This window comes from Sphingomonas oleivorans, from assembly GCF_003050615.1.
In the GTDB taxonomy this organism is placed as follows: Bacteria; Pseudomonadota; Alphaproteobacteria; order Sphingomonadales; family Sphingomonadaceae; genus Sphingomonas_H; species Sphingomonas_H oleivorans.
In genome coordinates this window covers 87,430-109,686 of sequence record NZ_NWBU01000009.1, presented here as the reverse complement: position 1 = coordinate 109,686, position 22,257 = coordinate 87,430, and the positions used below count along the sequence as shown (strand labels likewise).

The following is a 22,257-nucleotide window of genomic DNA, read 5'->3' as shown; positions in this document are numbered from 1 at the left end:
GGCGACGCGGCGAAGCCCGCGCGGCAGGAGTGGATATGCGGACGTTCGGGCCCTTCCCCAATCTCGTGGAGATGTTCTTCGCCCGCGCGGCCGAGCGGGGCGACGCGCCATTCCTCTGGTCCAAGCAGGACGGGAAATGGGCCGCGACGAGCTGGGCCGAGGCCGCGCGCAAGGTGGCGGCGCTCGCCGAGGGGCTGAAATCGATCGGTCTCGAGCGCGGCGACCGGGTAATGCTCGTCTCCGAGAACCGGCCCGAATGGTGCTTGTCCGATCTCGCGATCATGACCGCCGGCTGCGTGACGGTGCCGACCTATGTCACCAATACCGAGCGCGACCATGCCCATATCTTCGAGAATAGCGGCGCCCGCGCGCTGATCCTTTCCACCGCCAAGCTCGCCAGGACGGTGCTGCCGGCGGCGATGCGATCGGCCTGCGAGCATGTGATCGGGATCGAGCCGATGCGCATCGGCCAGAATGGTACGCTGCGCGTCCATGACTGGGCCGATCTGATCGCCGGCCAGCCAGGCGACGTCGCCGCCGCCCGCGCTGGCGCGGCCTTCACGCGCGACGATCTCGCCTGCATCATCTATACCAGCGGCACGGGCGGCGCACCGCGCGGCGTGTGCCAGCATCATGGCGCGATCCTCCATAATGTCGCCGCCTGCATCGAGATCATCGAACAGGATTTCGGCTGGGGCGAGGAGATATTTCTGAGCCTGCTGCCGCTCAGCCATTCCTATGAGCATAGCGGCGGCCAATTCCTGCCGATCGGGCTGGGTGGGCAGATCTATTATGCCGAAAGCCTGGAAAAGCTCGCCGCCAATATCGAGGAAGTGGGCCCGACGATCATGGTGGTCGTCCCCCGCCTGTTCGAGCTGCTGCGCCAGCGCATCCTGAAGGCGGTGGAGAAGCAGGGCGCGCTGCCCCGCTGGCTGATGGCGGGCGCGATCGGCCTAGGCGCCAAGAACAAGGTCGGGCTGGCGGACATGCCGCTCGATTTCCTTCTCTCGCGCACGCTCCGGCCGAAGATCGCCAGGCGGTTCGGCGGGCGGCTGAAGGCGATGGTCTCGGGCGGCGCGCCGCTCAATCCGGAGGTCGGCAATTTCTTCCGCGCGCTCGGCATCACCTTACTGCAAGGCTATGGCCAGACGGAGGCGGCGCCCGTCATTTCCTGCAACCGGCCGCGCGCGGGCATAGCGCTGGAAACGGTCGGCCCCCCGCTCAAGGACACGGAAGTGCGCATCGCCGAGGATGGCGAGATATTGGTACGCGGCGAAAATGTGATGCACGGCTATTGGCGCAATCCGGAGGAGACGGCGCGCGTGCTGGTCGACGGATGGCTCCACACGGGCGACATTGGCCATCTCGACAATGCCGGCCGGCTGATGATCACCGATCGCAAGAAGGATCTGATCGTCAACGACAAGGGCGACAATATCGCGCCCCAGCGGATCGAAGGCATGCTTACGCTCGAGCCCGAAATATTGCAGGCGATGGTGGCAGGCGACCGGCGGCCCTATCTGGTCGGGCTGATCGTGCCCGATCCCGAATGGGCGGCGACATGGGCGAAGGCAGAGGGCGTATCGGCCGATCCCGCGACGCTCGCCGCCAATCCCGCCTTTCAGCGCGCGCTGTCGGCGGCGGTCGACCGGGTCAATGCCGGGCTGTCGGTGATCGAGAAGCTGCGCCGCTTCCTGATCGCCGACGAGCCCTTCAGCATCGCCAATGAGGAGCTGACGCCTTCGCTCAAGATCCGCCGCCACATATTGCGCAAGCGCTATGGCGAGCGGCTGGACGCGCTCTACCGGAAATAATCACTTCACCTTGCGATAGGGCACGAAGTCGCCCAGCACGCAGCTTCCGAACTCCATTGGGCTCGGCGGATCGATCACGCGCACGATATCGCCGCGGCAGAGCTGGTTGGTCGGCGTGCGCGTGACGATCGCGCGATCGCGACGCAGCGACGTGCAGCTGCCATGGTCCGGCCGGTTGACATACCAGAGCCGCGACGTGTCCTCATAGATGATCGCCGTTTCATCGATGATCTGCGAACGCAGCGTGGGCCGGAGCGTGATGCAGCTCCTCGGCTTTTCGGCGACCCGGCCCTTCAGCGCTTCCGTGAGTTTCGCGGAGGGCGGCGGTACCTTCTCGGCCGCCATGGCGGGAACGGCAAGGGCGAGCAGCAGCGGCAGGGTGAACAGGATGCGCATGGATTTGGCTCCTCTCGATCTTCGGCCGGAGCCTACTGCTTTTCCGCCTGCCCGCCATCCGGCTTCACCTTGCGATAGGGAGTGAAGTCGCCGAGGATGCAGTAGCCGAATGGGATACTGCCCGACGGCTCGACCATCTCGACGAGATCGCCCCGGCAGAGCTGGCTCGAAAAGGCGCGCGTGACGAGGATGCGATAGTGGCGCAGCGACGGACAACGCCCCTCGCTCGGGCGGTTGACATACCAGAGCCGGCTCGATTCCTGATAGATGATCGCCGTCCCGTCGATGATCCGCGTGCCCGTCTGGGGGTTCATCGAGATGCAGCTTTGCGGCTTTTCCGCGACACGGTCCTTCAGCGCCTCATCCAGCTCGGGCGAGGGCGGCGGCGCTTTCTTGGCAGCGGGGGCCGCGCCTGCCGCGATCAGCAGCAGGGCGGGAAACAATAGCAGGCGGCGCATTACATGGACTCCTTATCTTTCCTCACGCCCCCGATTTCCCCTGCTTCACCCCCGAAACGCGTCCTTCGCGGCGCGGCGGCGGCCCAGCTCGGCGGCGCTGCCGGCGCGCATGAAGGGATTGGTGGCACGCTCCAGCGCGATCGTCGTCGGCACCGTCGCCTCGCCCGCCGCGCGCGCCCTATCCACGGCCTGCATCCGCTCAACGATCGCCCGATTGTCCGGCTCCGCCACCAGCGCGAAGCGGCCGTTCGATTGGGTATATTCATGCGCGCAATAGACGAGCGTCTCGGGCGGCAGCGCCGCGAGCCGGACCATATTCGCCCACATCTGCTCCGCCGTCCCCTCGAACAGCCGGCCGCAGCCCATGGCGAACAGCGTGTCGCCGACGAAGGCGATGCCCGCATCGGGCAGATGATAGGCGATATGCCCCGCCGTATGCGCGGGCACCTCCATCACCACGCCTTCATGCCGGCCGATCCTCACCCGGTCGCCCTCGCCGACCGACCGGTCGAGCCCCGGAATCCTGTCCGCCTCGGCGGCGGGACCGGTGACGGTGCAGCCCGTCGCCGCCTTGATCGCCAGATTGCCGCCGACATGGTCGCCATGCCAATGGCTGTTCCAGATCTGGCCGATCCGCCAGCCCCGCGCATCCGCCTCGGCAAGCACCGGCTCGGCCACGGCCGGATCGACCGCGACCGTGTCGCCACTCTCCATATCATGCGCCAGCCAGACATAATTGTCGCTGAGCACGGGGATGCGGACGACCTCGATCATCTCACCAGCTGCCTATGTTGGGCATCGACGCCCAGGGCTCGGCGGGGGCGAGATTGTCGCCCGCCTGGAGGAGCTCGATCGAGATATTGTCGGGCGTGCGGACGAAGGCCATGTGGCCGTCGCGCGGCGGCCGGTTGATGGTGACGCCAGCATCCATCAGCCGCTGGCAGGTCGCGTAGATATTGTCGACGCGATAGGCGATGTGGCCGAAATTGCGGCCGCCATCATAGCCCTTTTCATCCCAATTATGGGTAAGCTCGACCTGCGCATCCTCATCGCCGGGCGCGGCGAGGAAGATCAGCGTGAAGCGCCCCTGCTCATTGTCGAAGCGGCGCACTTCCTTCAGCCCGAGCAACTCGAAAAAGGCGACGGTCGCGTCCGGATCGGATATGCGGATCATGGTGTGGAGATATTTCATGGCTCCACAGTCTAGAGCCTGTTCGGCCCGAGTTGAACACCTCGTCATCCCTGCCTGCGCGGGGATGACGAGGGGATGAATTTCGCTCAGGCCTTCTCCGCCAGCAGCTCGCTCACCAGCGCGTCGAACTCTGCGGTCGCCTTCTTGTTGAGCTCGCCCGTCGCGGGGCCGGCATAGCCGGTGTGGATGGTGCGCAGCCGGCCCTTGCGGTCGATGAACAAAGTGGTCGGATAGACCCGCACGCCATCGAGCTGCGGCAGCGCCTTCTTGCTCCCCTCCGCCCCGGACTTGCCCGCGATCAGCAGCGGATATTCGATATTGTAGCGCTGGGCGAAGCGCCGCGACTGGGCGGCCGAGCGCGCCGGATCGTCGGTATATTCGAGCTGCAGGCCGATCACCTCCAGCCCCTCCGCCTTGCGCCGCTTGGCATAGGGCGCGAGGAACAGCGCCTCGTCATGGCAATTGGGGCACCAGGTGCCGCCGATCGCGACGACCACCACCTTGCCCTTATATTGCGGGTCGGAGAGCGAGACGGGCTTGCCGTTCGCGTCCGGGAAGGTGAAGTCGATCCGCTCGACGGGCGGCTTTTCCTCGCCGATCGCGACAACCTGATCGGCGGGCGCGGCGCTTTGCGGGTGCGCGATCCACTTGGTGGGCGTCTTGGCGGTCGCGCCGAAATTCTCGCCCCGAAGCGTGCCGTCGGCGAACCGCTTGCCGCGCCACACCGATCCCTGATTGCCGTCGAAGGTGGAGAGCGCGAATTCGTCGCCGGAAACCTGGCCGGCCAGATAGCGCACGTCGCCGGTGGGGAACTGGATCGTGCCTTCCAGCACGCCGTTCGTCTCCTTGACCAGCAACAGGCCCTTTTCCGGCTCGTCGCCCTGCGTCTCGAGCAGCCAGGTGCCGCCGATCGCCCCCGTCGCCGCAGCCGGCGTCTCGTAGAAGCGCCAGGCCTGACCCGGCACGGCGGCGAACTTCACCGGCACCGGCCCGTCCTTGCGCCGCAGCGTGGCGGTGCCGGAAAGGCTGCCGTCGGGCTGCGCCTCCGCCACCAGCGTCGAATCATAGGAAGGGAAAGCGAGCGTCAGGCGATTGCCCTCGACGGTCGTGCTCTCCGCCCGGGTGCGATTCCCGCCATTGACGAGATAGGCGGTGATCACGCCCCCTTCCTCGACCAGATCGAGGCCCACGGGTAGCTGGCCGACGGGGAAATCCAGCGTCAGCCGATATTGGCCCGGCTTCACCCCTTCGGCCTGCTTCGCGCCCGAACAGGCGGTGAGCAGCAGGAGCAACGCGGCAAGCGCCGCGGCCACGACGAGCAGCGTGAAGGGGCGTTGGCGGGCAAGCGATCGGTTCATGGATGAAACGACTCCGAAAATAGCGGCATGCGGCTAAAGCAAATCGGTAGAAAATACAAAAAGGGACCCGACCGGCGCTCAGGCGCGGGTCGGGTCCAGATGTAGGGAGTGATCGGAAAGCATGATCGGCCCCCAACTGGCCGGACCGAAAACGGGGAGTCTGCCGGCCAGGAACGGTGAATCTCAGGTGAAACTCAGCGGCCGGCGTCGAGCCGGGCCCAGAATTCGTCGAGCGAGAGGGGGCCGGGCGCAGCTGGGGCGCTTTCGGCACGGGCATCGGTGCGGGCCGGCCGGACCGCGCGGGACGGCGCGGCGGGGCGCTGATCGGCAGGCTGGATAGCATGGGCAGCCGACATCGGCATCTCCTTCGCAAACGGCATGGCAACGTCCATGCCTGTATTTCCTACTTAATGAGTAGAGATATGGCCGCGCCACAATAGTTTTCTTCATGCCGACATAGCCGGGCTGTTACCGATCGGTCCGTGCGGTTTGCCGCACATGCCGCGCCGCGCCCGCTTCATGCCATGTTGACGGCCCCCTTCTTGCGCAGCATTTTCGCCGCCGGGGCCGGCGGAGAGCGCATTTGCGAATTGCGATCGTAGATGAAAGCGGCCTGCGCGCGACGATCCTGGAGGAAGGCCTGCGCGAGGCGGGCTATGACGATATAGAGGTGGTGCCGCCGCGGGGGGCCTTCGTCGCCCGACTCGAACGACTCGCGCCCGATGTGGTGCTGATGGATCTCGGCACGCCCAGCCGCGATTCACTGGAAGAGATGCTCGCCGTCAGCCGGGCGCTGGCGCGGCCGATCGCGATGTTCGTCGATCAGTCGGACGAGGCGATGATCGGCGCCGCGATCGATGCAGGCGTATCGGCCTATGTCGTCGATGGCCTGCGCAAGGACAGGGTGAAGCCGATCCTCGATCTCGCCGTCCGCCGCTTCAACGCCTTCGCGACGCTCAAGGCGGAGCTGGACGAGGCGCGCACCGCGCTCGCCGATCGCAAGACGATCGATCGCGCCAAGACGATCCTGATGGACAGCCGCAATCTTACGGAAAGCGAGGCCTATGCATTGCTGCGTTCGACCGCGATGAATCAGGGGCGCAAGCTGGTCGACGTGGCCAATGCGCTGATCACCGCCAGCGCGCTTCTGGGAGGCACGAAATGACGACCCCGCTCGCCATCGCCTTCCTGCCCCTCACCGACAGCGCCGTGCTCGTCGCGGCGAAGGAGATGGGCTTTGCCGAGGCCGAGGGAATCGATCTCAGGCTGGTCCGCGATACGAGCTGGGCCACGGTGCGCGACCGGCTGGTCTATGGCCAGGTGCAGGCGGCGCATCTGCTGGCGCCGCTCGCCGTCGCGGTGACGCTCGGGCTCAGCCAGCATCCCGCCTCGATCGCCGCCCCCTTCAAGCTCAACGTCAACGGCAATGCGCTGACGCTCGCCGCCGAGTTCGCCGCGGCGCTCGATCCCCATCCGGCCAATCGCATCGCCGATCCGATCGCCACCGCGCATGATTTCGCGGGCGCGATCGGCCTTCACCGGCGCAAGCCCGTGATCGGCATCGTCCATCGCTTTTCCAGCCATGCGCTGATGCTGCGCTACTGGCTCGGCTATGCCGGCGTCGATCCGGATCGGGACCTGAACCTGCGCGTGCTGCCGCCCTCGCTGATGGTGGAGGCATTGCGCGCGGGCGAGCTGGACGGCTTCATCGCGGGCGAGCCATGGAGCAGCGTCGCCGTTGCCGAGGGGCTGGGCGAGATCGCGGCGGTCGGCTGCAACATCTGGCAGCGCGGGGTCGAGAAGGTCGTCGGCGTGCGCGAGGCATGGGCGGACGCCAATCCCGAGCTGCTCGACCGGCTGCTCCGCGCGCTCGACGCGGCTGCCCTCTGGTGCGACCATCCCGCCAACCGCGCGACGCTCGCCACGATGCTGGCGGACCCGGCCTATGTCGGCCAGCCTGCCGCCCTGATCGAGCAGGCGCTTGCCGGCCGCATGGTGCTGCGCCAGGGCGAGGCGCCGGTCGACATACCCGATTTCCTGCTGTTCCATCGCGAGGCCGCCAATTTTCCGTGGCGCAGCCAGGGCTTATGGATCTATTCGCAGCTCGTTCGCTGGAAGATGGTGGAACCGAGCGCCGCGGCCGAGCGGGCATCGGCCGGGGTGTTCCGGTCCGATCTCTATCGCCGGGCGCTGGCGGGCGGCACGACGCCGATGCCGGGCGCCAGCCTGAAACTCGAAGGCGCGCTCAGCCAGCCGCTCGGTGTCGGCACGAATCGCGGCGCGCTGACGCTCGGCGCGGATCGCTTCTTCGACGGACGGATCTTCGATCCCGACGCGATCGAGGCCTATCTTCAAGGATTTGGCCGGCGCTGACCGGCTTTTTCATTTTGCACTTGCGAAAAAGGCGCGAATCAGAAATCCTATAAGCGAAATCGGATGGCCGCCCGACGATGGGGCCGGCCCTCCACCGACAGACAGCAAAGCCGCTGTCCGGCCACCGCATCCAGGCGGGGGGCCGGAGGCGGCTTTTTTCGTGCCCGCGAAACATCGGGCAACGAGGGAAAGCGCTTTGGCGAAGGCCGTTGAATCCAGCTTCCATCGCCCCCGCGAAGGCAGGGGCCCATGTCTCTCGCCACTCGGGACAGCCGATGTGGAGGGAGATATGGGCCTATCGCATCGCCAGCGCGATGAACATGCCCAGCGCGAGGAGCAGGCTCACCCCCTGCCAGAAACGCACCGGATGCCGCTCGATCAGCGGTGCGCGCGGCCGGGGCGTGATCGCCCGGGCGTTGCCGCTTTCCAGCACATGCACCAGTTCGGTCACATCGCCGAAACGGTCGGCAGGATTGACTGCCACCGCGCGGAGCAGCGCCGCGCCGAGCCAGGCGGGCATGTCGCCGCGATGGCGCGATGCGGGCAGGGGCGGCCGATCGAAGCGCGGCCGGCTGAACGCCTCCGGCTCGCCATAAGGAAAGCGCCCGGTGAACATGCGATAGAGGGTGACGCCCAGCGCGAACTGGTCGCTCACCGCGTCGCCCGGCTGCCCGTCATACAGTTCGGGCGCCATATAGCCCGGCGTGCCGGGAATCTCCTCGGGCGCGAAATCGGGCAGGCGCGGCAGGCGCGCGACGCCCAGGTCGATCAGCTTCAGCCCGCCCTCGGCGGTCAGCATCACATTGTCCGGCTTGATGTCGCGATGGACGACCTCCAGCCGGTGGAGCGCCGCGACGCCCTTCGCCAGCCGGATCGCTATCTCCACACCCTGGCGGATGGTGACGGGCGCGCGCGTCAGCCGCGCCTCCAGCGTCTCGCCCGAGTGGAAGGGCATGGCGATGTAGAGCCGGCTCTGCCGCTCGGGCGCGATCGCGATCGTGCCGCCGACGAAGGGGCTTTCCACGCGCCGTCCGATCAGCGTCTCGCGCAGGAAGGCGCGCCGCGCGCCGCTTTCGGAAAGCAGCGCGGGCTTCGGGAATTTCAGCACCAGCGGATCGCCCCTCCCCTCATCGCGGGCGAGGAAGATACGGCTGTAGCGCCCGTCGGACAGCAATCGTTCGAGCGTGAACCCGTCCACCGCATCGCCCGTCTTGGGCGGCGGCTCGACCGGCAGCCGCTCCGCCTCCGCGCCGATCGCATCCTGGTCGATCGCGGGCAGCCGGATCAGGTCGATCAGCACCACGGTCGAATTGTCCTGCGTGCCCGCCGCGATCGCCGCATCGACGATCGCCGCCGCATCGGCCTCGGGCGAGCCATGTGCCGCGAGCAGCCGGGCGAGCGCCCGGTCGGACAGCGCATTATGCACACCATCGGTCGCCAGCAGCAACCGATCGTGCGGTTCCAACACGATCCGGCCGATATCGATCCGAAGCTCCGGCTCGATTCCAAGCGCGCGATAGAGCACATGGCGCAGCTCGGGCTGGGGCAGCACATGGTCCTGCGTCAGCCGGCGGACCATGCCGCCGCGATAGAGCCAAGCGCGGCTGTCGCCGACATGGAACAAGGTCGCCTCGCGTCCCCTCAGCACCAGCGCGGTGAAGGTGGTCGCCGCCCCCTCCATCGTGGAGTCGGTGCGCGCGCGATCGTTCAGCCAGCGATTATAGCTGGCGAGCGCGCGGATGCCGCCCGCCTCCACGCCGATCGTCGGGCTCTGCGCGGGATAGCCCTCGATGAAGCTGCGCACGGCGAGTTCGGCGGCGATGCGCCCGCCCTTGGCGCCGCCCACTCCATCCGCCACCGCGGCGATGATGCCATGGCTGAGTTCCTCGGCCGCGCTGCCGCGATGGACCGCGCCGAAATCCTGATTGTCGGGTCGCGGCCCCTGCGCCGTCGCGAATCCGGCCGCGATCTCAAGCCTGCCTTCGGGCCGCATGCCTCTCTTCTCCTCGGCGCGACTTGCGCTCCGGGGTCCTTTCACGTCAAGCCAGCAGCGGGAGTTGATCCATGAAATCGAGTTTCTGGAGCGCGGGCCACAGGCCGACGCTCATCGCCGCCTTCCTCTATTTCGACGTGGCCTTCATGTGCTGGGTGCTGCTCGGCCCGCTCGGGCCGGAAATCGCCCGCGATCTCGGCCTCTCGCCCGCTGAGAAGGGGCTGATGGTCGCGGTGCCGACGCTTGCGGGCGCGGTGCTGCGGATGGTGAACGGCCTGTTCGTGGATCGGATCGGGCCGAAGCGCACCGGCGCGATCAACCAGCTCATCGTCATATTCGGCCTCGCTGCCGCCTGGATCCTGGGCATCCACAGCTTCGGCGCGACGCTCCTCACCGGCGTCATCCTGGGCTTTGCGGGCGCCAGCTTCGCCATCGCGCTCCCGCTCGCCAGCCGCTGGTATCCGCCCGAGCATCAGGGCAAGGCGCTGGGCATTGCCGGCATGGGCAATTCGGGCACCGTCTTCGCAGCCCTATTCGCGCCGACGCTTGCCAAGCTGTTCGGCTGGAATGCGGTGCTGGGCCTTGCGGTGATTCCGCTCACCATCGTCTTCCTGGCCTATATGGCGCTCGCCAAGGATGCGCCCAACCCGCCCGCGCCCAAGCCGATCGTCGCCTATCTCGAGCCGTTGAAGATGGTCGATGCCTGGTGGTTCATGCTCTTCTACGGCGTCACCTTCGGCGGCTTCGTCGGCCTCTCCTCCTCGCTCACAATCTATTTCACCGATCAGTTCGCGCTAACGACGGTGATGGCGGGCTATTGCACCGCGGCCTGCGTCTTCGCCGGCTCGCTCGTCCGGCCGCTCGGCGGCGCGCTAGCGGACCGGATCGGCGGCATCCGTGCGCTCAGCATCGTCTATGCGGTGGCCGCAGTGGCGCTGGTGGGCGTCAGCACGGGGCCTGCCAATGTTTTCTCCGCGCTCGCCTTCTTCGTTGTCGCGATGCTCGCGCTCGGCACCGGCAATGGCGCGGTGTTCCAGCTCGTGCCGCAACGTTTCCGCGCCGAGATCGGGGTGATGACCGGGCTCGTCGGCATGGCCGGCGGCATTGGCGGCTTCTATCTCGCCTCCTCGCTCGGCCTCGCCAAGCAGATCACCGGCACTTATGAGCCGGGCTTCCTGATCTTCGCCGCGCTGGCGGGCCTCGCGCTGATCGGCCTCAACTTCGTCAAGCGCAAGTGGCGGACGACCTGGGGCGCCGCAATCCAGGGCGTGCGCATCTGATCCATTGCCGGCCCTCCCGCCGCGCTCAGGTCGAGCAGCGGCCAGGGGAAATCCTCTGGCCGCCGCTCGACTGGATGCTCCGATTCGCCGGGATTCCGCCTCGACCGCTGCTGCGCTGCAAAAAAAGCACTTGATGGCAGTCCCGATTCGGGACATGTTGATGTCGTTCAGGCGATGTAGCCGGAACGGGACATAGTCGCGCCTGCCAATGTTGGCAGATCCGCGGCGCATCGCACCGGAAGGGATCGGCCGAACGCCCCCGACCGGACATACGATGAATGGCAAGGCCGCCATGCAGGCGCTGGAAATCCAGCGTCCGCATGGCGGCCTTTTTCGTTTCGGAGCCGGGAAAATGGATAGATTCGTGACGGATTTGAGCAACATGGAGGATGGCGCGACCACCCCTCCCGCAGGACGTGAACGCCTGGTGGTGATCGGCAACGGCATGGCCGGCTGCCGCGCGGTGGAGGAGCTGCTGGCGCGCGATCCGGGCCGCTACTGGATCACCATCTTCGGCGCCGAGCCGCATGTGAACTATAATCGCATCATGCTCTCGCCCGTGCTCGCGGGCGAAAAGGCGTTCGACGATATCGTGATCAACGATCGCGCCTGGTATGACGATAATGGCATCCGCCTGATCGTCTCCGATCCGGTCGTCTCGATCGATCGCGCCAACCGGCTGGTGCAAAGCCGCTCGGGCCGCGTCGAAAGCTATGACCGGCTGCTGATCGCCACCGGCTCCGATCCCTTCATCATCCCCGTGCCGGGCCATAGGCTCGATGGCGTCATCAGCTTCCGCGACATGAACGATGTCGATCGCATGCTCACCGCGGCGGACAAGGGCGGCGATGCGGTGGTGATCGGCGGCGGCCTGCTCGGGCTCGAGGCCGCGCATGGCCTGACGCTGCGCGGCATGAAGGTCACGGTACTGCACCTCATGCCGACGCTGATGGAAAGGCAGCTCGACGAAGCCGCCGGCTGGCTCCTCAAATCCGCGCTCGAGGCGCGCGGCCAGACGATCCTCACCGGCGCCGACACCGCCGAGATCGTCGGCGAGGATCATGTCGAGGGCGTCCGCCTCAAGGATGGCCGCTTCATCCCGGCGAGCCTGGTGGTGATGGCGGTCGGCATTCGCCCCTCGGTGGCGCTCGCGCGCGAGGCCGGCCTTGCCGTCGGCCGCGGCATCCAGGTGGACGACCATATGGTCACCTCCGATCCCGCCATCCTCGCGGTCGGCGAATGCGTCGAGCATGACGGCCAGGTCTATGGCCTCGTCGCTCCGCTATGGGACATGTGCCGCGCGCTCGCCGACGGGCTCACCGATAGCCCCAGCGGCTATCGCGGCTCGGTCACCTCGACCAAGCTCAAGGTCTCCGGCATCGACGTCTTCTCCGCGGGCGATTTCTCGGGCGGGGAGGATGCGCAGGATATCGTGCTGCGCGATGCCGCGCGCGGCATCTACAAGCGCGTCGTCGTCAAGGAGGATCGCATCGTCGGCGCGGTGCTCTATGGCGATACCGCGGACGGCGCCTGGTATTTCGATCTTCTGAAGAAAGGCGAGGATATCGCCTCCATCCGCGATTATCTGATCTTCGGACAGGCTTTCGCCCAGGGAGGGGGCGCGACGGACCCTAAGGCGGCCGTTGCGGCGCTCTCGGACGATGCCGAGATTTGCGGCTGCAACGGCGTTTCCAAGGGCAAGGTGGTCGCCGCGATCGAAGGCGGGGCCTGCACGCTCGATGCGGTGCGCGCCTGCTCCAAGGCGTCGGCCTCCTGCGGCTCCTGCACCGGCCTCGTCGAAACGCTTCTCGCCATCACGCTCGGCGATGAATATGCCGGCGAGCGCACGGTCCGGACGATGTGTAAATGCACCAGCTTCGGCCATGACGATGTCCGCCGCGCGATCGTCGAAAAGGGGCTGAAGGCGATCCCGCAGGTGATGCAGGAACTGCACTGGTCCACGCCCGACGGCTGCTCCTCCTGCCGCCCCGCGCTCAACTATTATCTGCTCTGCGCCTGGCCCGGCGAATATGTCGACGATCAGCAGAGCCGCTTCGTCAATGAGCGGATGCACGCCAATATCCAGAAGGACGGCACCTATTCGGTCGTGCCGCGCATGTGGGGCGGGCTCACCAGCCCCAAGGAGCTGCGCGCCATCGCCGATGTGGTGGAAAAATATAACGCCCCGATGGTGAAGGTCACGGGCGGCCAGCGGCTCGATATCTTCGGCATCAAGAAGGAGGATCTGCCCGCCGTCTGGGCCGATCTCAACGCTGCCGGAATGGTTTCGGGCCATGCCTATGGCAAGTCGCTGCGCACGGTGAAGACCTGCGTCGGCTCCGAATGGTGCCGCTTCGGCACGCAGGATTCGACCGGGCTCGGCGTCAAGATCGAGCGCATGACCTGGGGCTCCTGGATGCCGCACAAGTTCAAGATCGCGGTTTCGGGATGTCCGCGAAACTGCGCGGAAGCGACGATCAAGGATTTCGGCGTGGTCTGCGTCGATTCGGGCTATGAGCTCCATGTCGGCGGCAATGGCGGCATCAAGGTCCGCGCGACCGACCTGCTCTGCAAGGTCGAGACGGAGGAGCAGGCGATGGAATATTGCGCCGCCTTCATCCAGCTCTACCGCGAGGAAGCCCGCTATCTGGAGCGGACCGCGCCCTGGATCGAGCGCGTCGGCCTTGCCCATGTCCAGCAGCGTGTCGTCGAGGATGCGGAGGGCCGTGCGGCGCTCGCCGACCGCTTCCGCGTCTCGCAGAGCTTCAGCCAGGAAGATCCCTGGGCCGCCCGCGCCGCGGGCCATGAAAGCCATCTCCACCAGCCCCTGGCCGTCGCGGCCGAATGAAGGATCCGATCATGACCCAGTGGATCGACGTGGGCGCCATCGCCGACATCCCCCGCCAGGGCGCGCGCACCGTGGCGCTGGGCGGGCACGACCCCATCGCCATCTTCCGCACGCTCGACGACCGGATCTTCGCGCTGGTCGATCGCTGCCCGCACAAGCATGGCCCGCTGAGCCAGGGCATCGTCCATGGCCATGCCGTTTCCTGCCCGCTCCATAATTGGAAGATCGCGCTGGCAACGGGCGAGGCGCAGGACGAGGATAAGGGCTGCACGCCCACCATCCCTCTCCGGCTGGAGGCCGATCGCATCCTGATCGGCGTCAATGCCGGGCTGGCGACGGCGGCCTGAGGCGATGGCCGCGATCCGCACCACCTGCCCCTATTGTGGCGTAGGCTGCGGCGTCGCCGCCACCGTCACAGGCGAGCGCGAGGTCACCATAAAGGGGGATGCCGCCCATCCCGCGAATGGCGGCCGGCTCTGCTCCAAGGGCACGAATCTGGGCGAAACCGTCCGGCTCACGGGCCGCCTGCTCCATCCGATGATCGGGGACAGGCGGGCCGGTTGGGACGAGGCGCTCGATCTGGTGGCGCGGCGCTTCGCCGAAACGATCGCCGAACATGGGCCGGAAAGCGTCGCTTTCTACGGCTCGGGCCAGCTCCTCACCGAAGATTATTACGCCTTCAACAAGCTGATGAAGGGCTATATCGGCGCGGCCAATATCGACACGAATTCGCGCCTGTGCATGGCGAGCGCGGTTGCCGCCCATATCCGCGCCTTTGGCGAGGATGCGGTGCCCGCCAGCTATGATGATCTGGACGAGGCCGATCTGATCGTGCTCGTCGGCTCGAACACCGCATGGTGCCATCCGATCGTCTGGCAGCGGATCGAGGCAGCGCGCGCCGCGCGTGGCACCAAGCTCGTTGTCATCGACCCCCGCCGCACCGAGACGGCCGAGGGCGCGGATCTGCATCTGCCGCTCCGCCCGGGAAGCGATGTCGCGCTGTTCACCGGGCTGCTGGCGCATCTTCACGCCATCGATGCGCTCGACCAGACCTTTCTCTCCGATCATGTCGCGGTGCCCACCGGCTTCTGGGATCGGCTGTCGGACGACCCCGCCGCGACCGCGCGGCTCTGCGACGTGACGCAAGCCGATCTCAGCGCCTTCTACACGCTCTTTGCCGCCACGCCGCGCACCGTCACCCTGTTCAGCATGGGCGTGAACCAGTCCGTGCAGGGCACGGACAAGGCCAATGCGATCATCAACTGCCATCTCGCCACGGGGCGGATCGGCAAGCCCGGCGCCGCGCCCTTCTCGCTCACCGGCCAGCCTAATGCGATGGGCGGGCGCGAGGTGGGCGGGCTCGCCAACACGCTCGCCGCGCATATGGATTTTTCCGCCCCGAACGTCGATCGGGTCGCCCGCTTCTGGGGATCGGATCGCGTCGCCGATCGTCCCGGGCTGAAGGCGGTCGACATGTTCCGGGCCGTTGCCGAAGGGCGGATCAAGGCGATCTGGATCGCGGGCACCAATCCCGCCGTCAGCATGCCCGATGCCGGCCGCGTCCGCGCGGCGCTCGCCAAATGCCCCTTCGTCGTCGTGTCGGACGTGATCGCCGATACCGACACCACGCGCTTCGCCCATATCCGCCTGCCCGCCGCTGCCTGGAGCGAAAAGAACGGCACCGTCACGAACAGCGAGCGCCGCATCAGCCGCCAGCGCCCCTTCTTCCCGCTCCCCGGCGAGGCGCGGCCGGACTGGTGGATCGTGGCTGAGGTCGCGCGCCGCATGGGCCATGGCGCCGCCTTCGCCTGGGAAACGCCCGCCGCCATCTTCCGCGAGCATGCGGCACTTACAGCTTTCGAAAATGGCGGCCAGCGCAAGCTCGACCTGTCCGATTGGGCCGATCTTTCCGACGCCGACTATGACGCGCTCGAACCCGTCCGCTGGGGCGGCGCGCGCCTCTTCGCCGACGGCCGCTTTCCTACAGCGGATGGCCGCGCCCGCCTGCTGGAAATCGTCCAAAGCCCCCTCGATCGCCATAATGGGATACTCAACACCGGCCGCTATCGCGACCAGTGGCACACCATGACCCGCACCGGCCTTTCGCCGCGCCTCTCCCAGCACCGCCGCGAACCCCTGCTCGAAATCCACCCCGAGGATGCGCTCGCCAACGGCCTCCGCGAGGGCGACCTCGCCCGCGTCACGACGCCGCAGGGGACGAGCCTCTTCCGCGTCGCCGTCACCGACGCGCAGCGCAGGCACGAATATTTCGTGCCGATGCACTGGACCGACCGGATGAGCAGCGGCGGTCGCACGGGGCTCCTTACCGACGATGCGGTCGATCCCGTCTCGGGCCAGCCCGGCTTCAAGCTGACCGCTGCCACGGTCGAGAAGGTCGCGACCGACTGGCGCGGCTTCCTTCTCTGCCGCGACGACATTGCCCTGCCGCCCGATTGCCTATGGGCCACGCGCATCACCGTCCCCGCCGGCACGCTCTACGAACTCGCCGGCAATGGCGATCCCGCCGCGCTGGAAGCCTGCCTGCCCGCCGGAGACCGGATCCAGGCCGAGGATCGCGCGCAAGGCACGCGCCGCATCGGCGTGATCGCGGACGGCCGCCTCGCCGCGGCGCTGCTCGTCACCCGCACCGGCATCTTGCCGCAGCGCGACTGGCTGATCGCCCAGCTTGCGCAAGCGGATGTCGTTCCCAATGTCCTGGCCGGCCGGGCGCCAGGCGCTGCGGTCGATCGCGGCGCGATCGTCTGTCTCTGCTTCGATGTCGGCGTCCGCACCATCGTCGCCGCCATCGCCGAACAGGGGCTGAGCGACGTCGCCGCGATCGGCAAGGCGCTCGGCGCGGGAACCAATTGCGGTTCCTGCCGTCCCGCCCTTGCGAAGCTCATCGCCGAAACGGAGATGCTCGATGCCGCAGAATGATCCGATCCGCCCCGGCGAGGTGTGGCTGGTGGGTGCCGGCCCCGGCGATCCCGATCTGCTGACCCGCAAGGCCGAGCGGCTGATCCGCGCGGCGGACATCGTCTTTTACGATGCGCTGGTGGGCCCGGCGGTGCTCGATCTGGTGCCGCCAAAGGCCGAGCGAATCGGCGTGGGCAAGCGATCCGGGCGCCATTCGAAGGATCAGGGCTCGATCAACGATCTGATGCTGGCGGCTGCCCAGGCCGGACGCCGCGTTGTACGCTTGAAGGGCGGCGATCCGTCCGTCTTCGGCCGTTCGACCGAGGAAATAGAGCATCTGCGGGCCCATGGCGTTCCGGTGCAGATCTGCCCGGGGATCACCGCCGCCAGCGCCGCCGCCGCCAATGCCGGCGTCTCGCTCACGCTGCGCGGCCTCGCACGCCGGCTCCAGTTCGTGACCGCCCATGCCCGGGCCGGCGAGGCGCTGGATCTGGACTGGGCGGCGCTCGCCGATCCTTCCGCCACGCTCGCAATCTATATGGGCCGCGCCGCCGCCCCTGAAATAGCACGCAAGCTTCTGGCGCATGGCATAGCAGCGGACACGCCCGTGCTGATCGCGGTCAATGTCAGCCTGCCGCAGGAAAGGCTGCTCTCGACCCGGCTCGACCTCCTGCCGCTCAGCGTCCGCGCGCTGGCCGAGGAGGATCCCGCACTGCTGCTGATCGGCGCGGCCGTCCGGCCGATCGCCGAAACGCCGTCGCAGGCGCTTGAAGCCCGGCCCGTCAGGCCCAAGGCCAAGCCCGCGGCAAAATGATCGGGAAGGGCCGCCAAGACGGCCAGGATGCTGCAGGGTAGGTCATTTTCCACCTGACAGCGCTCACCCCGAGCTGTCGAAGGGTGCCGAGACTCATGTCTCGCCAAAACTTAACGCGGGCTCCGACGACAGGCTCAGCCTCTGCGCGATGATTCACTCCGGTCGGAAGTCGGTCGAGCGCATCGGATGCCCTCCGCGGCCGCAATTTGCTGTGGCACGACATCATGAATCAAAAAAAGGCCGGCGAGTTGCCTCGCCGGCCAGTCGTTCGCAGGAGGAACCCCGTGGGGGAGGCGGCTTCTGCCGGCCGCCTCCCGAACCCTGAAATCAGTAGTTATAGGCCCGTTCGCCATGCTCGGAGAGGTCGAGGCCTTCGGTCTCCACTTCAGCCGAGGGACGCAGGCCGATGGTCTTGTCCACGATGAAGTAGAGGATCGCGGAGACCACGCCCGACCAGACGAGCGTCAGCAGCACCGCCTTGATCTGGGTGACGACCTGGCCAGCCATGTCATAGGTGCCGGGAACGGCGGGCATGACGGTATAGTCGAACCAGCCCTGACCGCCGAGCGCCGGATCCGCGACAATGCCCGTGGCGATCGCGCCGACGATGCCGCCGACGCAGTGGACGCCGAACACGTCGAGCGAGTCGTCATAACCGAGCTTGTTCTTCACCGTGGTGACGAAGAAGAAGCAGATGATCGCGGCGGCGAAGCCGAGCAGGATCGAGGTCATCGGCGCGGCGAAGCCGGCAGCCGGGGTGATCGCCACGAGGCCCGCGACGGCGCCGGTGGCGGCACCCAGCAGAGACGGCTTCTTGTGGATGATCTGTTCGATCACCGCCCAGGCCACGGCAGCGGCGGCGGTCGCAACATAGGTGTTGATGAAGGCGACCGCGGTCACGCCGTTCGATTCGAGGTTGGAGCCGGCGTTGAAGCCGAACCAGCCCACCCACAGCAGCGAGGCGCCGATCATCGTCATGGTCAGCGAGTGCGGCGGCATGGGCTCCTGCTTGTAGCCGATGCGCTTGCCGATCATGAGGCAGCCGACGAGGCCAGCGATGCCCGCATTGATGTGGACCACGGTGCCGCCCGCGAAATCGAGCGCCCCCCAGCCATAGAGCAGGCCAAAGTCGCCGGGCTGGTTCGGCAGGAAGTCCGGGCCCGCCCAATACCAGACCATGTGCGCCATCGGGAAATAGACCACCGTCAGCCACAGCACGACGAAGATGATCAGCGCGGAGAATTTCACGCGCTCGGCGAAGGCGCCGACGATCAGCGCCGGCGTGATGCAGGCGAAGGTCATCTGGAAGACGATATAGGCATATTCAGGGATGTAGACGCCGTTCGAGAAGGTCGCGGCGAGCGTCGTGGCGTCGACACCCTTGAGGAAGGCCTTGGAAAGGCCGCCAATATAAGGCGAGCCGCCGGTGAAGGCGAGGCTGTAGCCATAGGTCACCCAGATCAGCGAGGCGACCGCGACGATCGTCAGCACCTGCATCAGAATGGACAGCATATTCTTGGTGCGGACGAGGCCGCCATAGAAGAGCGCGAGGCCCGGCACCGACATCATCAGCACCAGCGCCGAGGAGATGAGCATCCAGGTAGTATCGCCCTTTTCGGGCGCGGGCGGCGCGGCGGGCGCGGCGGCGGCAGCCTCCTGCGCCCAGGCGGGCATGGCGGCGAAGGCAGCGACGCCCGCAGCCCCCAGCCCCGCCGCAATCTTGGTAGAAAGCTTCATGTTTCCCCCCTTGCTTGTCAGAGAGCCATATCGTCGGTTTCGCCGGTACGGATACGGACGACCTGAGACAGATCCAACACGAAGATCTTGCCGTCGCCGATCGCCCCCGTATTCGCCGACTGCTGGATCGCCTCCACCACGCGCGGCGCCAGATCCGAGGAGGTCGCGACCTCGACCTTGATCTTGGGCACCATGTTCGTGCTGTATTCGGCACCGCGATAGATTTCGGTCTGCCCCTTCTGCCGCCCGAAACCCTTGACCTCCGTGACGGTCATGCCCTGCACGCCAAGACCGGACAGGGCATCGCGCACCTCGTCCAGCTTGAACGGCTTGATGATGGCAATGACGAGTTTCATGTCGCCTCCCTGCTCTACCCCCATTTGCACCGTGCAAGGGGCGTGCCAGAACGACAAGGCAGGGAATCCCGGGGCGAAATTCTCGCCTTTCATAGAGAAATAGGCGTATAGACGCCTATGCTTTAGGCAATATCCGCAATCTGCCTAGTTATCGGGCAGTCATCAACGCCCGGATTTGAGGCAATGCCGCCTCGGCCGCATCACGGCCGATCGCGATCAATTCGTCGGCGCGGGTAAAGTTCCCGATGTCGATATGGCCGACGGGAAGCGACAGCTCGAGATCGGGTGGGCACAGCCTGAGCGACTGGCGCGCGAGATGCGCCATGGTGAGGCCGATCGCCGAACGGAGTACGCCGAACGAGCTGAGCAGCGGTGTGGTACCGCTCAGCCCCACCGCCTCCGAACGGCGCAGATAATCGCCCTGAAGATTGATCGCGACCACGGGGAGAGTGGAGGCGAGGCGGCGGGCGGCCTCCACGGGCACGGGCATCACCGCCCCGCCATCGATCAGGATGCGCCCCTCGCGAAACACTGGGTAGAAGATGCCGGGCAGCGCCATCGACGCGCGCACCGCCTCCGCCACGGGCCCATGATCGATCACCACCGCCTCGCCGGTCGCGAGATCGGTAGCGACCACCGCAACGGGAATGGGCAGATGCTCGAAGCGGAAGGCGCCGAGATGCCGCTCCAGCTCGCGCGCGATCGTCCGCCCGCCAAGCACCGCGCCACGGCCCATATGCGGATCGAGATAGCGCAGGATCGTGCGTAACGTGGCGGTGCGGGCTATCTCCTCCAGCACGTCCAGCCGATCGGCGGCGAAGCAGACGCCGGCCAGCGCACCGATCGAGGTGCCGGCGACCGCCCTTACCTCGACCTTCGCCTCGATGAGCGCGCGCAGCACGCCGATATGTGCCCAGCCAAGCGCCGCGCCGCCACCCAGCGCAAGGGCAATGGCCTGCCGTCCGCCTTCCGGCTCCGCCCCCCGCACATCGGACGGCCGGCCCGGACGACCTTCCGCGGACAGGAACGGAAGGCGGAAGGCCATAGTCGTCAGGCGGCCGTGCCGCCCACGGTGAGGCCGTCGATCAGGAGCGTGGGCTGGCCGACGCCCGCAGGCACGGACTGGCCACCCTTGCCGCAAATGCCGACGCCTTCGTCGAGCGCCATGTCGTTGCCGATCGCCGCCACCTTGGTCAGCACCGACGGGCCGTCGCCGATCAGGGTCGCCCCCTTGATCGGCGCGCCCAGCCGGCCATTCTCGATCTTGTAAGCCTCGGTGCAGGAGAAGACGAACTTGCCCGAGGTGATGTCCACCTGGCCGCCGCCAAAGCTCTTGGCATAGATGCCGTTCTTCACGCGCGACAGGATTTCGGCCGGATCGTCGTTGCCGCCGAGCATGAAGGTGTTGGTCATGCGCGGCATCGGCGCATGGGCGAAGCTTTCGCGCCGGCCATTGCCGGTGGGCGCGACGCCCATCAGCCGCGCGTTCAGCCGATCCTGCATATAGCCTTTGAGGATGCCATTCTCGATCAGGACATTGGCCTGGGTCGGCGTGCCTTCATCGTCGATGGTGAGCGACCCACGCCGCGCGCCGATCGATCCGTCGTCGACCACGGTTACGCCCGGCGCCGCCACCCGCTCGCCGATCCGGCCGGAGAAGGCGGAAGAGCCCTTGCGATTGAAATCGCCTTCCAGCCCATGGCCGACCGCTTCGTGCAGCAGCACGCCCGGCCAGCCGGGGCCGCACACCACCGTCATCTCGCCCGCCGGCGCAGCGACGGCCTCGAGATTGACGAGCGCCTGGCCCAGCGCCTCGTCGATCGCGCGATTCCAGCTCTCCGGCTCGAACAGCCGATCGTAGAGATAGCGGCCGCCCAGCCCGAAGAAGCCGCTCTCGCGCCGGCCATTCTGCTCGACGACGATGCTGACGTTGAGGCGGACGAGCGGGCGCACATCCTGCGCGATGAAGCCGTCGGGCCGCACGATCTCGACCACGCTCCACGATCCCGAAAGGCCGACCGTGACCTGCACGACGCGCGGATCGCGCGCACGGGCGGCAGCGTCGATCCGCTGGCAGAGATCGACCTTGCGGGCGAAGGGGATCAGGCCCAGCGGATCTTCCGCCGTATAGAGAGTGGCGTTGGTGCGGCGCGGCGGCGGCGCCTTGGCGCCCTTGGCCGGATCGAGCAGCGTCATCGTCTCGGCCGCGCGGCGAATCGCCTGCTCGCTCAGCTCATTGGCATGGGCGAAGGCGGTGGTCTCGCCCGATATGCCGCGCAGGCCAAAGCCCGCCTGGGTGTTGAAATCCGCCGTCTTCAGCCGGCCGTCATCGAAGCCGAAGCTCTCCGACGCGATATATTGAAGATAGAGCTCGCCATCGTCGCAGCCCTTCAGCGCCTCCGCGGTCAGGCGGAGCGCCCGGTCCGGATCGAGCGCATCGTCGCGATAGAGGAAGCGGCGGGGGTCGGTGATGATCGTCATGACCCCGATATAGGGCGTTCAGGCCGCCTTGGCATCCCCATCCGCAGCGACATCCGCCGGCCCGCCGACCAGGATGAAGCGGCGATCGCAATAACCGCAATCGACATAGCCCTTCTCGTCAATCTCCAGCCAGACGCGGGGATGGCCGAGCGCGGCCCCGCCGGGAATCTGGCTGGCGCCGTCACAGGCGACGCGCGGGCTGGTGACACGGGTGGTTTCGGGCGGTGCGATCATGGCGGCA

The 22,257-nt window shown here is 67.1% G+C and carries 20 protein-coding genes; 8 read left to right on the top strand and 12 right to left on the bottom strand.

Annotation, left to right across the window (positions count from 1 at the left end):
* Window positions 1-35 precede the first annotated feature (35 nt).
* A complete protein-coding gene (locus tag CLG96_RS10325) occupies window positions 36-1,814 on the top strand; it encodes an AMP-dependent synthetase/ligase (protein ID WP_107968079.1) in 1,779 nt (592 codons plus the stop codon).
* On the opposite strand, the gene CLG96_RS10320 is transcribed toward CLG96_RS10325, so the two are convergent.
* The 6 genes from CLG96_RS10320 to CLG96_RS18750 all read right to left on the bottom strand — a co-directional run bounded on the left by CLG96_RS10320 (window position 1,815) and on the right by CLG96_RS18750 (window position 5,574).
* The gene (locus CLG96_RS10320) at window positions 1,815-2,210 is read right to left on the bottom strand and encodes a hypothetical protein (RefSeq protein ID WP_107967804.1); all 396 of its coding nucleotides are present in this window, start codon (window positions 2,208-2,210) and stop codon (window positions 1,815-1,817) included.
* 32 nt (window positions 2,211-2,242) lie between these two features.
* Complete coding sequence (locus tag CLG96_RS10315; RefSeq protein WP_107967803.1) at window positions 2,243-2,668, bottom strand: hypothetical protein; 426 nt, start codon at window positions 2,666-2,668, stop codon at window positions 2,243-2,245.
* Window positions 2,669-2,713: 45 nt separating this feature from the next.
* Window positions 2,714-3,442 carry a hydroxyacylglutathione hydrolase gene (gene gloB / locus CLG96_RS10310; protein WP_107967802.1) on the bottom strand — a complete coding sequence of 243 codons (729 nt, stop codon included), beginning with the start codon at window positions 3,440-3,442 and terminating at the stop codon, window positions 2,714-2,716.
* 1 nt (window position 3,443) lies between these two features.
* Window positions 3,444-3,860 carry a VOC family protein gene (locus CLG96_RS10305; protein ID WP_107967801.1) on the bottom strand — a complete coding sequence of 139 codons (417 nt, stop codon included), beginning with the start codon at window positions 3,858-3,860 and terminating at the stop codon, window positions 3,444-3,446.
* 86 nt (window positions 3,861-3,946) lie between these two features.
* Window positions 3,947-5,218: a peroxiredoxin family protein gene (locus tag CLG96_RS10300; RefSeq protein WP_107967800.1), complete on the bottom strand. Its 1,272-nt coding sequence runs from the start codon at window positions 5,216-5,218 to the stop codon at window positions 3,947-3,949.
* Between the two features lie 194 nt (window positions 5,219-5,412).
* Window positions 5,413-5,574 (bottom strand): hypothetical protein, encoded by a 162-nt coding sequence (locus CLG96_RS18750; protein WP_165799618.1) that lies wholly within the window; start codon window positions 5,572-5,574, stop codon window positions 5,413-5,415.
* A gap of 227 nt (window positions 5,575-5,801) precedes the next feature.
* Between CLG96_RS18750 and CLG96_RS10290 the strand changes: the two genes are divergently transcribed.
* Together CLG96_RS10290 and CLG96_RS10285 are read left to right on the top strand one after the other, a co-directional pair.
* Window positions 5,802-6,383, top strand: coding sequence for an ANTAR domain-containing response regulator (locus CLG96_RS10290; protein WP_107967798.1), 582 nt, complete (start codon window positions 5,802-5,804; stop codon window positions 6,381-6,383).
* Entirely contained in the window at window positions 6,380-7,591 is a 1,212-nt protein-coding gene (locus CLG96_RS10285; protein WP_107967797.1) for a CmpA/NrtA family ABC transporter substrate-binding protein, read from the top strand. The genes CLG96_RS10290 and CLG96_RS10285 overlap by 4 nt, the downstream gene beginning before the upstream one ends.
* A 295-nt stretch (window positions 7,592-7,886) precedes the next feature.
* On the opposite strand, the gene CLG96_RS10280 is transcribed toward CLG96_RS10285, so the two are convergent.
* Window positions 7,887-9,584: a bifunctional protein-serine/threonine kinase/phosphatase gene (locus tag CLG96_RS10280; protein ID WP_107967796.1), complete on the bottom strand. Its 1,698-nt coding sequence runs from the start codon at window positions 9,582-9,584 to the stop codon at window positions 7,887-7,889.
* Between the two features lie 71 nt (window positions 9,585-9,655).
* Between CLG96_RS10280 and CLG96_RS10275 the strand changes: the two genes are divergently transcribed.
* The 5 genes from CLG96_RS10275 (at window position 9,656) to cobA (ending at window position 17,442) form a co-directional block, all read left to right on the top strand.
* Window positions 9,656-10,864 carry a nitrate/nitrite transporter gene (locus tag CLG96_RS10275; RefSeq protein ID WP_107967795.1) on the top strand — a complete coding sequence of 403 codons (1,209 nt, stop codon included), beginning with the start codon at window positions 9,656-9,658 and terminating at the stop codon, window positions 10,862-10,864.
* A 382-nt stretch (window positions 10,865-11,246) separates the two neighbouring features.
* Complete coding sequence (gene nirB / locus CLG96_RS10270; protein ID WP_207796667.1) at window positions 11,247-13,712, top strand: nitrite reductase large subunit NirB; 2,466 nt, start codon at window positions 11,247-11,249, stop codon at window positions 13,710-13,712.
* A gap of 11 nt (window positions 13,713-13,723) precedes the next feature.
* On the top strand, window positions 13,724-14,059 hold the full coding sequence (nirD, locus tag CLG96_RS10265; protein ID WP_107968077.1) for a nitrite reductase small subunit NirD: 336 nt from the start codon (window positions 13,724-13,726) through the stop codon (window positions 14,057-14,059).
* 4 nt (window positions 14,060-14,063) lie between these two features.
* The gene (locus CLG96_RS10260; protein WP_107968073.1) at window positions 14,064-16,649 is read left to right on the top strand and encodes a nitrate reductase; all 2,586 of its coding nucleotides are present in this window, start codon (window positions 14,064-14,066) and stop codon (window positions 16,647-16,649) included.
* Complete coding sequence (gene cobA, locus CLG96_RS10255; RefSeq protein WP_107967794.1) at window positions 16,636-17,442, top strand: uroporphyrinogen-III C-methyltransferase; 807 nt, start codon at window positions 16,636-16,638, stop codon at window positions 17,440-17,442. The genes CLG96_RS10260 and cobA overlap by 14 nt, the downstream gene beginning before the upstream one ends.
* Window positions 17,443-17,769: 327 nt before the next feature.
* On the opposite strand, the gene CLG96_RS10250 is transcribed toward cobA, so the two are convergent.
* The 5 genes from CLG96_RS10250 to CLG96_RS10230 form a co-directional block, all read right to left on the bottom strand.
* On the bottom strand, window positions 17,770-19,179 hold the full coding sequence (locus tag CLG96_RS10250; protein ID WP_107967793.1) for an ammonium transporter: 1,410 nt from the start codon (window positions 19,177-19,179) through the stop codon (window positions 17,770-17,772).
* A gap of 17 nt (window positions 19,180-19,196) precedes the next feature.
* A complete protein-coding gene (locus CLG96_RS10245; protein WP_107967792.1) occupies window positions 19,197-19,535 on the bottom strand; it encodes a P-II family nitrogen regulator in 339 nt (112 codons plus the stop codon).
* A 148-nt stretch (window positions 19,536-19,683) separates the two neighbouring features.
* On the bottom strand, window positions 19,684-20,580 hold the full coding sequence (locus CLG96_RS10240; protein ID WP_107967791.1) for a patatin-like phospholipase family protein: 897 nt from the start codon (window positions 20,578-20,580) through the stop codon (window positions 19,684-19,686).
* 5 nt (window positions 20,581-20,585) lie between these two features.
* Entirely contained in the window at window positions 20,586-22,016 is a 1,431-nt protein-coding gene (tldD, locus tag CLG96_RS10235) for a metalloprotease TldD (RefSeq protein WP_107967790.1), read from the bottom strand.
* A gap of 18 nt (window positions 22,017-22,034) precedes the next feature.
* A complete protein-coding gene (locus tag CLG96_RS10230) occupies window positions 22,035-22,250 on the bottom strand; it encodes a zinc-finger domain-containing protein (RefSeq protein ID WP_107967789.1) in 216 nt (71 codons plus the stop codon).
* Window positions 22,251-22,257 lie beyond the last annotated feature (7 nt).

Coding starts and splice junctions, on each gene's coding strand:
- CLG96_RS10325 (WP_107968079.1), top strand. CDS start 36: ATGCGGACGTTCGGGCCCTTCCCCAATCTCGTGGAGATGTTCTTCGCC.
- CLG96_RS10320 (WP_107967804.1), bottom strand. CDS start 2,210: ATGCGCATCCTGTTCACCCTGCCGCTGCTGCTCGCCCTTGCCGTTCCC.
- CLG96_RS10315 (WP_107967803.1), bottom strand. CDS start 2,668: ATGCGCCGCCTGCTATTGTTTCCCGCCCTGCTGCTGATCGCGGCAGGC.
- gloB (WP_107967802.1), bottom strand. CDS start 3,442: ATGATCGAGGTCGTCCGCATCCCCGTGCTCAGCGACAATTATGTCTGG.
- CLG96_RS10305 (WP_107967801.1), bottom strand. CDS start 3,860: ATGAAATATCTCCACACCATGATCCGCATATCCGATCCGGACGCGACC.
- CLG96_RS10300 (WP_107967800.1), bottom strand. CDS start 5,218: ATGAACCGATCGCTTGCCCGCCAACGCCCCTTCACGCTGCTCGTCGTG.
- CLG96_RS18750 (WP_165799618.1), bottom strand. CDS start 5,574: ATGTCGGCTGCCCATGCTATCCAGCCTGCCGATCAGCGCCCCGCCGCG.
- CLG96_RS10285 (WP_107967797.1), top strand. CDS start 6,380: ATGACGACCCCGCTCGCCATCGCCTTCCTGCCCCTCACCGACAGCGCC.
- CLG96_RS10280 (WP_107967796.1), bottom strand. CDS start 9,584: ATGCGGCCCGAAGGCAGGCTTGAGATCGCGGCCGGATTCGCGACGGCG.
- CLG96_RS10275 (WP_107967795.1), top strand. CDS start 9,656: ATGAAATCGAGTTTCTGGAGCGCGGGCCACAGGCCGACGCTCATCGCC.
- nirB (WP_207796667.1), top strand. CDS start 11,247: ATGGAGGATGGCGCGACCACCCCTCCCGCAGGACGTGAACGCCTGGTG.
- nirD (WP_107968077.1), top strand. CDS start 13,724: ATGACCCAGTGGATCGACGTGGGCGCCATCGCCGACATCCCCCGCCAG.
- CLG96_RS10260 (WP_107968073.1), top strand. CDS start 14,064: ATGGCCGCGATCCGCACCACCTGCCCCTATTGTGGCGTAGGCTGCGGC.
- cobA (WP_107967794.1), top strand. CDS start 16,636: ATGCCGCAGAATGATCCGATCCGCCCCGGCGAGGTGTGGCTGGTGGGT.
- CLG96_RS10250 (WP_107967793.1), bottom strand. CDS start 19,179: ATGAAGCTTTCTACCAAGATTGCGGCGGGGCTGGGGGCTGCGGGCGTC.
- CLG96_RS10245 (WP_107967792.1), bottom strand. CDS start 19,535: ATGAAACTCGTCATTGCCATCATCAAGCCGTTCAAGCTGGACGAGGTG.
- CLG96_RS10240 (WP_107967791.1), bottom strand. CDS start 20,580: ATGGCCTTCCGCCTTCCGTTCCTGTCCGCGGAAGGTCGTCCGGGCCGG.
- tldD (WP_107967790.1), bottom strand. CDS start 22,016: ATGACGATCATCACCGACCCCCGCCGCTTCCTCTATCGCGACGATGCG.
- CLG96_RS10230 (WP_107967789.1), bottom strand. CDS start 22,250: ATGATCGCACCGCCCGAAACCACCCGTGTCACCAGCCCGCGCGTCGCC.